2 protein-coding genes and 1 pseudogene are annotated in these 4,274 nt (G+C 76.2%); 2 read left to right on the top strand and 1 reads right to left on the bottom strand.

The genetic code is table 11. From position 1 onward, the window contains the following. Positions 1-505 precede the first annotated feature (505 nt). Together ABZY91_RS41500 and ABZY91_RS41495 are read left to right on the top strand one after the other, a co-directional pair. Entirely contained in the window at positions 506-1,837 is a 1,332-nt protein-coding gene (locus tag ABZY91_RS41500) for an NAD(P)/FAD-dependent oxidoreductase (protein ID WP_355409377.1), read from the top strand. Positions 1,838-1,953: 116 nt separating this feature from the next. Beyond that, positions 1,954-3,186, top strand: a complete 1,233-nt coding sequence (locus tag ABZY91_RS41495) for a cation:proton antiporter (protein WP_355409375.1) — start codon at positions 1,954-1,956, stop codon at positions 3,184-3,186. A gap of 51 nt (positions 3,187-3,237) precedes the next feature. Here the strand turns inward: ABZY91_RS41495 and ABZY91_RS41490 are convergent. Continuing rightward, a pseudogene (locus ABZY91_RS41490) lies at positions 3,238-4,274 on the bottom strand (regulator); the annotation flags it as partial.

Here is a 4,274-nt window from a genome sequence, read left to right as displayed (position 1 = left end):
GGGCGGCGGCCGGGGGGGCCGCCGGGGCGGGCGGCGGGCCGGGGGGCCGGGGAACGGCGGCCGGGCGGCGGGCAGGCGGGCGGCGGGCGGGCGGAGCGGGCCGACCGGGGTCGGCGGACGCGACGGGTTCGACGACCGCCGCGGCGCCGATGCGCGGTCCCCCCCACCACCGCGTAGGCGCCGTACGACGTCCGCCCTGGCCATGGGCATATGCCCGACGCAGTCCGGGCGGGGCTCCGTGAGGGGGCGCACGGGAGCACGCTGCGGGCGCGTTGCGCGCCCCTGGTGACCGTGCGCGCCCGCCGGGCCGGAATCCCACCCGGATCGAATCACAGTCCGTGACCGACCCCCCACCGGATGCTGTCACTCCTCTTCCCGGCTTCGGATCGGGCCCGATGCGCCTGTCTGACCCTCACACTGACTGGGCATCACATCGTCGGACCGTGTCCCAGCACCCCGCTACCTGCGCCGGCCCGAAACCCCGGGACCAGGGAGGGAGCCACCCGTGCCCACGTATGACTTCATTCGCCGCACCCGCCGGCAGTCCGATCCGGACGTCGTTGTGGTCGGAGCCGGACTCGCGGGCCTGGCCGCCGCCCGCGTCCTCACCGGCCACGGCCTGACCGTCCAGGTCCTTGAGGCCTCGGACCGGATCGGCGGCCGAGCAGCCACCCACGAGCTGGACGGATTCCGGCTCGACCACGGAAGCCACCTGCTGAACACCGCCTTCCCCGAGCCGCGTCGTGTGCTCGACCTCGACCGCCTCGAACTGCGCCCGCTCGCCCCCGGCGTCCTCGTGCACAGCGCCGGGCGCCGGTACCGGGTCGGGGACCCACAACTGACCACCGCCCGGCAGGCCGCCGCCCGGGCCCCACTGGGCAGTCCGCTGGACAAGGCGCGGCTCGGCAGCTGGCTCAACCGGCTGGCGGCGACCCCCGCCGCCCGCCTCAAGGCCCGACCCGAGACCACTGCCGCCCGGGCTCTCGCCGACCGCGGGCTCGCCCCGCGGACCGTCGACGGCCTCCTGCGGCCGCTGCTCGGCGCCCTGCTCAGCGACCCGGCCCTCGGCACCAGCAGCCGGGTCGCCGACCTGGTGCTCCGCTGCTACGCGCGCGGCCGGCTCTGTCTGCCCGCCGGCGGGATCGCGGTCGTGCCGACCCAACTGGCCGCCGCCCTCCCCGCCGGCACCGTACGCACCGGCGTACGGGTCACCTCGATAGCGGCCGACGGCGTGGAGACCGTCGGGCACGGGCGGATCAACGCCCAGGCCGTGGTCGTCGCCACCGACCCCCGGTCCGCCACCGGCCTGCTGCCGGGCCTGCGGCTGCCCGGCTTCCACCCCGTCACCACCTTCTACCACGCGGCCGACCGGAGCCCGCTCGGCGAGGCGGTCCTCCTCCTGGACGGGGACCGCCCGAACGGTCAGCAGTCGCTGGTCTCGCACTCGCTGGTGCTCAGCGAGCTGCACCCGTCGTACGCGCCGGCCGGGCAGGCGCTGATCGCCACGACCGTGCTCGGCCGCCGCAGCTTCGACGCCGGCGGGCCGGCCGCGCTGGAACCCGCGGTCCGCGGACGGTTGGCGGAGCTGTACGGGACACCGGTGGCGGGCTGGCAGTTCCTGAGCGTGCGGCACCTCCCGGACGCCGTACCGGCCATGCCCCCGCCGCACAACACCCGGCGGCCGGTCCGGCTGCTGGCCGGGCTGTACGTCTGCGGCGACCACCGCGACACCAGCAGCGTGCAGGGCGCGCTGGTGTCCGGACGCCGGGCCGCCGAGGCCGTGGTCCGTGACCTCGGGCTGCCGCTGGCCGTGCGCGAGGCGGAGGCGGCGGCCTGACGGGCCCGTCGCCGTCACCGGCACGCGGCCGGGCTGCCGGAGAGGGGCCCGGCCGCGTGCCAGTATGCCGATATGACCGCTGATCGGATGGTTCCTCCCCCTCCGCCGGACGCCCGGTGAGCGCCGGGCCTGAGGTCCAGCCGCTCGCGCTGATCCTGGTCCCGGCCGCCGCGGTGGCCGCGCCGCTGCTCGCCGACCGGCTGCTGCGGTGGATCGCCGTCCCCACCGTGGTGTTCGAGATCGTGCTCGGTGTCCTGATCGGCCCGGACGTCCTGGGCTGGGTGCGCACCGACGACTTCGTCGACGCGCTCTCCCAGCTCGGTCTGGCCATGCTGATGTTCCTGGCCGGGTACGAGATCGACTTCGCCAAGCTGCGCGGCGGCCCGCTCCGGCAGGCGGGCACCGCGTGGCTGGTCACCCTGGTGGCCGCGCTCGGCGTCGGGGCGCTCGTCAACCCCGACCCACTGGACGGCGCCTTCACCGGGCTGGCTCTGACCACCACGGCACTGGGCACCATCCTGCCGATCCTGCGCGACTCCGGGGAGCTGCCCACCCCGTTCGGCTCGCTGGTGATGGCCACCGGCGCGGTCGGCGAGTTCGGGCCGATCATCGCCATCGCCGTCCTGCTCAGCGGCAACACCCCGGCCAGGACCGCCGTCATCCTGGCCGCCTTCGCGGTGATCACCGCCGTCGCGATCGGCTACGCCCGGCGCGCCCGGCCGGTCCGCATGACCCGGCTGATCCGGCGCACGCTGCGCACCTCCGGCCAGTTCGCCGTCCGTACCGTGATCCTCGCGCTCGCGACCATGGTCGCGGCCGCGCTCTGGCTGGACCTCGACATGCTGCTCGGCGCGTTCACCGCCGGCATCGTCTCCCGGCTGCTGCTGTCCGACGTCCCGGAGGCCGAGGGCGAGGTGATCGAGGCCAAGCTGGAGGGCATCGGCTTCGGCTTCCTCGTCCCGGTGTTCTTCGTCGTGAGCGGGATGAACTTCGACCTCTCGGCGCTGCTGGGCGATCCGGGCACGCTGCTGCTCGTCCCGCTCTTCCTGGCCCTGCTGCTGGCCGTGCGCGGGCTGCCCGCGGCGCTGATCGCCCCGGCCGGGCTCGGACGGCGCGACCGGGTGGCGCTCGGGCTGTACGGCGCGACGGCGCTGCCACTGGTCGTGGTCATCACCACCATCGAGGTCGACTCGGGGCACCTGCCGTCCTCCACGGCCGCCGCACTGGTCGGCGCGGGGATGCTCTCGGTGCTGTGCTTCCCGCTCACCGCCCAGCGACTGCGCGGGGACGCCCGCCCGCCGGCCGCCGGCAAGGGCGACCGGCCACGGGTGAACGCCGAGAGCTGGTGAACACCGAGAACCGGTAGGCGCTCCGCCGCCCGGGGCTCGGGCGTATGCCGATCAGATCACCCCCGCCTGGCGGACGGTCTCCTCGAACGCCCGGGCCACCGGGCTGCCCCGGTACGGGGTGAGCCGGCGGTGGAAGTCCCGCACGTACTCCAGCGAGCGGGCCGAGCGCATCTCCCCCGCCGCCCGCAGCGCGTCGGTGGCCATGCCGCAGGCCTCGTCGAGGTCGCCCATCCCGAGCCGGGCGGTGGCCAGCACCAGCCGGCAGAAGATCCGGCTCCGGGCGTAGGCGGGCGAACGCAGCCGCAACGACTTCTCGGCGTGCTGGGCGGCCGTCCGCCACTGCTGGAGGTCCCGGTAGCAGTGGGCGAACTCGTCGGAGAGCTGGGCCTCGTCGAAGAACCGGGCCCAGGAGGGCAGTTCGTCGCCCGCCCGGGCCGCGGCCAGCGACCGCTCGGCGCGGACCAGCGCGGTGGTGCAGGAGCGGACGTCGCCGAGCAGGCCGTGCCCACGCGCCTCGGCGGCGTGCAGCAGCGCCTGCACCGTGGGCGGCACGGCTCCGCCGACGCCCTGCTGGGCGACCCTGGCCAGCTGGACGGCCTCCCGGCCGTGGCCGAGGTGCACGGCCTGCTGGCTCATCGTCACCAGGACGTACCCGCCGAGCGCGCGGTCGCCGGCGGCCTGGGAGAGCCGCAGGGCCTGGACGAAGTAGCGCTGGGCGAGGCCGTGCGCGGCGATGTCGAAGGACGTCCACCCGGCCAGTCGGGTGAGGTCCGCGACGGCACCGAACAGCGCGCGGCCGATCTGCTCGCCGTAGCGGCCCCGCAGCATCGGCTCGGCCTCGCTCTCCAGGTAGCGCACCAGCGCCTGGCGGGCGTGGCCGCCGCCGTAGGCGTGGTCCAGCGCGCGGAAGAGGTCGCCGACGGCGCGGATGGCCGCGATGTCCCCCCGGCCGACCCGCAGCGCCGGGCGGGGCTCGCGGGCCGGGTCGTGGTACGGCGGCTCGACGGCGATGGGCGGACGCCGGCTCTGGGTCGGCACCCGGCCGAGCGCGGTCGTGCCGGCGGCCGCCCCGGAGGCGGGCCCCGCAG

The sequence above is a fragment of the Kitasatospora sp. NPDC002965 genome (assembly GCF_040611255.1).
GTDB lineage: Bacteria > Actinomycetota > Actinomycetes > Streptomycetales > Streptomycetaceae > Kitasatospora.
Note: the sequence above shows the minus strand (reverse complement) of the source record. Positions and strands in the feature narration are given on the sequence as shown.